The 5,662-nt window shown below is 68.1% G+C and carries 7 protein-coding genes; 2 read left to right on the forward strand and 5 right to left on the reverse strand.

The window, feature by feature from the left end:
- Positions 1-124 precede the first annotated feature (124 nt).
- On the forward strand, positions 125-1,327 hold the full coding sequence (locus tag ACOJTB_RS11765; RefSeq protein ID WP_420102707.1) for a pyridoxal phosphate-dependent aminotransferase: 1,203 nt from the start codon (positions 125-127) through the stop codon (positions 1,325-1,327).
- An 8-nt stretch (positions 1,328-1,335) separates the two neighbouring features.
- Positions 1,336-1,755, forward strand: coding sequence for a rhodanese-like domain-containing protein (locus ACOJTB_RS11770; RefSeq protein ID WP_420102708.1), 420 nt, complete (start codon positions 1,336-1,338; stop codon positions 1,753-1,755).
- Positions 1,756-1,867: 112 nt separating this feature from the next.
- Here ACOJTB_RS11770 and trmD read toward each other — a convergent pair whose 3' ends face one another.
- The 5 genes from trmD to ACOJTB_RS11795 all read right to left on the reverse strand — a co-directional run.
- Positions 1,868-2,569 (reverse strand): tRNA (guanosine(37)-N1)-methyltransferase TrmD, encoded by a 702-nt coding sequence (gene trmD / locus ACOJTB_RS11775; RefSeq protein WP_420102709.1) that lies wholly within the window; start codon positions 2,567-2,569, stop codon positions 1,868-1,870.
- A 6-nt stretch (positions 2,570-2,575) separates the two neighbouring features.
- Complete coding sequence (locus tag ACOJTB_RS11780; RefSeq protein WP_420102710.1) at positions 2,576-3,250, reverse strand: HAD family hydrolase; 675 nt, start codon at positions 3,248-3,250, stop codon at positions 2,576-2,578.
- On the reverse strand, positions 3,234-3,773 hold the full coding sequence (rimM, locus tag ACOJTB_RS11785; protein ID WP_420102711.1) for a ribosome maturation factor RimM: 540 nt from the start codon (positions 3,771-3,773) through the stop codon (positions 3,234-3,236). The genes ACOJTB_RS11780 and rimM overlap by 17 nt, the downstream gene beginning before the upstream one ends.
- A gap of 134 nt (positions 3,774-3,907) precedes the next feature.
- On the reverse strand, positions 3,908-4,273 hold the full coding sequence (gene rpsP, locus ACOJTB_RS11790; protein ID WP_420102712.1) for a 30S ribosomal protein S16: 366 nt from the start codon (positions 4,271-4,273) through the stop codon (positions 3,908-3,910).
- A gap of 180 nt (positions 4,274-4,453) precedes the next feature.
- A partial coding sequence (locus ACOJTB_RS11795) for a signal recognition particle protein (RefSeq protein ID WP_420102713.1) occupies positions 4,454-5,662 on the reverse strand: 1,209 nt, incomplete at its 5' end.

Genomic DNA, 5,662 nt, shown 5'->3' on the forward strand with positions numbered 1-5,662 from the left:
GAATTCATGCCGGTTGTGAAAAACATCAGGCAGTTGCGCTTGCGATCATCGCCCCCGAGTCATAAACCACCCGCGCGCCGCTGACGGCGCGCAATCCTTGCCGCTCCTGCCGGAGATCAGTCCCATGGCCTTCCTTGCCGATGCCCTGAAGCGCGTGAAGCCGTCTGCGACCATCACGATCACGCAGAAGGCCCGCGACCTGAAAGCCCAGGGCAAGGACGTGATCTCGCTCTCCGTCGGCGAGCCCGATTTCGATACGCCGGACAACATCAAGGAGGCCGCCATTGCCGCCATCCGCCGCGGCGAGACCAAGTACACGCCCGTCCCCGGCATTCCTCAGCTGCGCGAGGCCGTCGCGAGGAAGTTCAAGCGCGAGAACGAGCTGGACTACAAGGCGAGCCAGGTCATCGTCTCCACCGGCGGCAAGCACGTCATCTACAACGCCCTGCTCGCCACGCTGAATCCGGGCGACGAGGTGATCTGCGTCTCGCCCTATTGGGTCTCCTATCCGGAAATGGTGGCGCTCTGCGGCGGTACGGCGACCTTCGCCGAGACCTATCTGAAGAACAATTTCAAGCTGCAGCCGGAAGATCTCGAAAAGGCGATCACGCCGAAGACCAAGTGGGTGATCCTGAACTCGCCCTCCAACCCCTCCGGCGCCGCCTACAGCCATGCCGAGCTGAAGGCGCTGACCGACGTGCTGATGCGCCACCCGCATGTCTGGGTGCTGACCGACGACATGTACGAGCATCTCGTCTATGGCGACTTCACCTTCGTCACCCCGGCGCAGGTCGAGCCCGGCCTCTATGAGCGCACGCTCACCATGAACGGCGTCTCGAAGTCCTATGCGATGACCGGCTGGCGCATCGGCTACGCCGCCGGCCCCGAGCACCTGATCAAGGCGATGGACCTCGTCCAGGGGCAGCAGACCTCCGGAACCTCGGCGATCTCGCAATGGGCCGCAGTCGAGGCGCTGGACGGCACGCAGGAGCACATCCCGGTGTTCAAGAAGGCGTTCCAGCGCCGCCGCGACCTCGTGGTCTCGATGCTGAACCAGACACGCGGCCTGAAATGCCCGATGCCGGAAGGCGCCTTCTACGTCTATCCCGACTGCTCGGAGCTGATCGGCAAGAAGCTCCCCAACGGCAAAACGATCGAGACGGACGAGGACCTGGTCATCGGCCTGCTGGAAGCTGAGGCGGTCGCCGCCGTCCACGGCTCGTCCTTCGGCCTCGGCCCCAATTTCCGCATCTCCTACGCCACCTCGGACGAGAAGCTGGAAGAGGCCTGCCGTCGCATCCAGCGCTTCTGCGCCGAGCTGCGCTGAGACGGATCGTGACGGGCGCCGCGACGCGCCGGATCGTGCTGGCCGGGGGCTTCATGCTCCCGGCCGCTGTCGTTTTCGGGCAGTCCCCTGCGGGGCTGCCGGCGCGGGAAGCCTACGAGGCGGCGCAGGCGGGCCGGCTCCTGCTGGTCGATATCCGCTCGCCCCCCGAATGGGCCGATACCGGCCTGCCGCAGGGCGCGATCGCGCTCGATCTCGACGCCCCGGCCTTCGATGTCCGTCTCGCGGCCTTACGCCTCGATCATCCGGGCAAGCGCATCGCCCTGATCGACCGAACCGGCGCACAAGCGGCTGCGACGGTGCAGAAGCTCGGCGGCCGGGGCTGGCGCGATCTGGTGGCGGTGCGCGGCGGCATGCTGGGGCCGGGCGGTTGGCTGGCGGAAGGGCTGACGGTCAAGGCTTACCGATGAGGCCGCTCAGCCCTCATCCTGAGGAGCCGCGAAGCGGCGTCTCGAAGGATGGTCCCACTGGTACTGGAGCCTCCTGAAGCATCCTTCGAGACGCGCTTCGACGACGCGCTCCTCAGGATGAGGGCTCGCATTTGGACTTCAGCAGATCCGGCCGTCGCTCGCGCGTGATCCGCTCCGCCTCTTCCCGCCGCCACTTCGCGATGCGGGCATGATCGCCGGAGAGCAGCGCCTCGGGCAGGCCGCGCCCCTCCCATTCGCGGGGGCGGGTGTAATGCGGATATTCGAGCAGCCCGTTCTCGAAGCTCTCGTCCTCGCCCGAAGCGACCTTGCCCATCACGCCGGGGATCAGCCGCACGCAGGCGTCGAGCAGCGTCAACGCCGCCATCTCGCCGCCCGACAGGATGTAATCGCCGATCGAGACCTCGATCAGCCCCCGCCCCTCGATCACCCGCTCGTCGACACCCTCGAAGCGCCCGCAGACGATGACGAGGCCGGGCCCCGCCGCCCAGTCGCGCACCATGCTCTGCTGCAAGGGCCGCCCGCGCGGCGACATCAGCAGCCGCGGGCGCGGATCGTCCACCGGTACGGCCGCGTCGATCGCAGCCGCCAGCACGTCGCAGCGCAGCACCATGCCAGCACCGCCGCCGGCCGGATTGTCGTCGACATTGCGGTGCCGGCCGATGCCGTGCTCGCGGATCTGGTGGGTGTCGAGCGACCACAGACCCTTCCGCAGCCCCTCCCCCGCCAGCGAGACGCCGAGCGGACCGGGAAACATCTCGGGGTAGAGGGTGAGGACGGAGGCGCGGAAAACCATGGCGGCTCAGCCGAACCGCAGCGCCGGGAGCCCGTCCACCGCCGCGAAATCATGTCCTTCGCCGATGAGGTTGTCGAAACCGGCGAAATCGGCGGCGGTCAGCATGGTCAAGAGCGCCACCGCCCGCATCCCGGCGCGCCGCGCCGACTCGATGCCGTTGGGCGCGTCCTCGAAGACGATGCAGCCGGCTGGCTCGACATTCATGCGCCGCGCCGCCTCCAGGAACAGGTCCGGGTTCGGCTTGCCGCGAAAACCCTGCGAGGGCGCGACGATGGTCGCGAAGCGCTCGCGCAGGCCGAGCTTGTCCATCACCATGTCGAGATTGCCGGGCGGTGCGGCGGTCGCCAGCGCCATCGGCACGCCGGCTTTGTCCGCTCGCGCCATCAGCTCGAGCAGCCCATGGACCGGCGCGACATGCGGACCATAGGCCTCGCGGTAGTAGATTTCCTTGTCGTGCCCGAGGGCGTCGATCCTGGCCTTGTCCGCATCCGGGAACAGCGGGGCGATGATCTCGGCGGAGGCCATGCCGGCCGTCTTGCGGAAAAAGGCGTCGGCGTCGAAGGGCAGGCCATGCTCGGTCAGGAGTCGGCCCCAGGCGGCTTCGTGATAGCGCATATTGTCGACGACGGTGCCGTCCATGTCGAAGATCAGGGCCCGGGCCGGCTCATCCTTCGGCGTCATCGGGCTTCTCCTCGCGGTCGAACAATCCGGCGGGCGGATCCGACTCGATCCGCCGCGCGGCGATGTCGATGCGCGGCGCACAGGCCCTGGTGAAGGGCATCAGCACCGAACGGCCATCGGGCGTCTCGATGTCGAGCAGGTCGCCGGCTCCGTAATTCTCGACGGCGGTCACGGTTCCCAGGACGGTCCCGGCGGGATCGACGACGGCACAGCCGATCAGGTCCGCGTGGAGGAACTCGTCCTCGTCCTCGGACGGCGTCAGCCTGTCGCGGGGCACGAACAATTCGGTGCCGTTCAGAGCCTCGGCCGCCTCGCGGGTCACGACGCCCTTCAGACGCGCGACCACGACCTCCTTGGCCGGGCGCACATCGGTGATCTCATAGGCGCGCCCCTTGCCGTCGCTGAGCGCGCCATAATCGGCGATCGCCAGCGGATCGCCGGTGAACGCCTTGATGCGGACCTCGCCGCGCACGCCATGCGGCGCGCCGATGATCCCGAGCAGGATGAGGGAGCTGTCAGTCACGCGGCAGGCTCTCCGTCATGCTCGGGCCTGTCCCGAGCATCCATGTCCTGGACACCGTGCTCGCCTTCCGAAGACGTGGATGGTCGGCGTGGGGCCGACCATGAGCCGACGTCGCGAGCACGATGTCTAAAGGCTCACGCCTCGGCGGCTTCCTCGGCCGGCTGAGCGGCCTTGGCGGCCTTCTTCTCGGCGCGCTCCTTGGCCTTGTCGCCGGCGACGGCCTTCTGCGGGTTGCTGCGGGCCGGACGCTTGGCGAGGCCGGCAGCATCGAGGAAGCGCAGCACGCGGTCGGTCGGCTGGGCGCCCTTGGCAAGCCACTCCTTGGCCTTCTCGAGGTCGAGCACGACGCGCTCGGCCGAATCCTTGGCCTTCATCGGGTCATAGGAGCCGATCTTCTCGATGAAGCGGCCATCGCGCGGCGAGCGGGCGTCGGCGACGACGATGCGGTAATAGGGGCGCTTCTTGGCGCCGCCACGGGTCAGGCGGATCTTGAGGGACATGGTCTTCTTCCTTCTGGTCTTGCTTGCTTCTTGAAACCGGCTGACGCCGGACACTCCACCGTCATGCTCGCCCGTGTGGCGAGCATCCACGTCTTGAACACCACCCTCGCCTGGAAGAGACGCTGATGGTCGGCACAGGGCCGGCCATGACGTCACCGGCGACGAGGCGGTCGAACAAACTCATTTCTTCTTCCCGAACGGGCTCCCGCCCAGCCCCGGCATGCCGCCGAGGCCCGGCAGCTTCGGCATCATGCCGGCCGGCGGGGTGACGCCTTTCGGCAACCCGGGAAAGCCGCCCGGAGGCAGCGAGGGCAGGCCCCCGCCCGCACCGAGCTGCTTCTGAAGCTCGGCGAGCTGCGCCGGATCCATCTTGGAGGGGTCGGGCATGCCGGCCGGCAGACCGCCACCAAGCCCGAACATGCCGCCGAGCTTGCCCAGCATGCCGCCCTTCTGCTTCTTCATGGCCTTCATCATGTCGGCCATGCCGCGATGCATCTTGAGCAGCTTGTTGATCGCCTCCGGCGAGGTGCCGGAGCCGGCGGCGATGCGCTTCTTGCGGCTGTTCTTCAGCAGATCGGGATTTTTGCGCTCGGCCGGCGTCATCGAATTGATGATCGCGACCTGACGGGCGATCATCTTGTCGTCGACCTTGGCGGCGGCGAGCTGGTTCTTCATCTGCGCCATGCCGGGTAAGAGGCCCATCACCCCGCCGAAGCCGCCCATCTTCTCCATCTGCTGGAGCTGCATGCGCAGATCGTCGAGGTCGAAATTGCCCTTGGCCAGACGCTGGGCCAGCGCCTGCGCCTTGTCGGCATCGACCGTCTGCGCCGCCTTCTCGACGAGGCTGACGATGTCGCCCATGCCGAGGATGCGGTTGGCGATGCGGGAGGGATGGAAATCGTCGAGTTCATCGACCTTCTCCCCCGTGCCGACGAGCTTGATCGGCTTGCCGGTGACCGCGCGCATCGACAGCGCCGCGCCGCCGCGGGAATCGCCGTCCATGCGGGTCAGCACGATGCCGGTCAGGCCGAGGCGGCCGTCGAAGGCACGCGCGGTGTTGACCGCGTCCTGGCCGGTCAGCGCGTCGGCGACGAGCAGGACCTCGTGGGGATCGGTCGCCGCCTTGACCTCGGCGACCTCCGCCATCAGCGCCTCGTCGAGCGTGACGCGGCCGGCGGTGTCGAGCATCACCACGTCGTAGCCGCCGAGGCGGCCGGCCTCCATGGCGCGCCGCGCGATCTGCACGGCGGACTGGCCGGCCACGATCGGCAGCACCTCGACCCCGACCTGCTTGCCGAGCACGGCGAGCTGCTCCATCGCCGCGGGGCGTCGCGTGTCGAGCGAGGCCATCAGCACGCGGCGACGGCCCTTGTCCGTCAGGCGCTTGGC

Source organism: Allobosea sp., assembly GCF_048595345.1.
GTDB lineage: Bacteria > Pseudomonadota > Alphaproteobacteria > Rhizobiales > Beijerinckiaceae > Allobosea.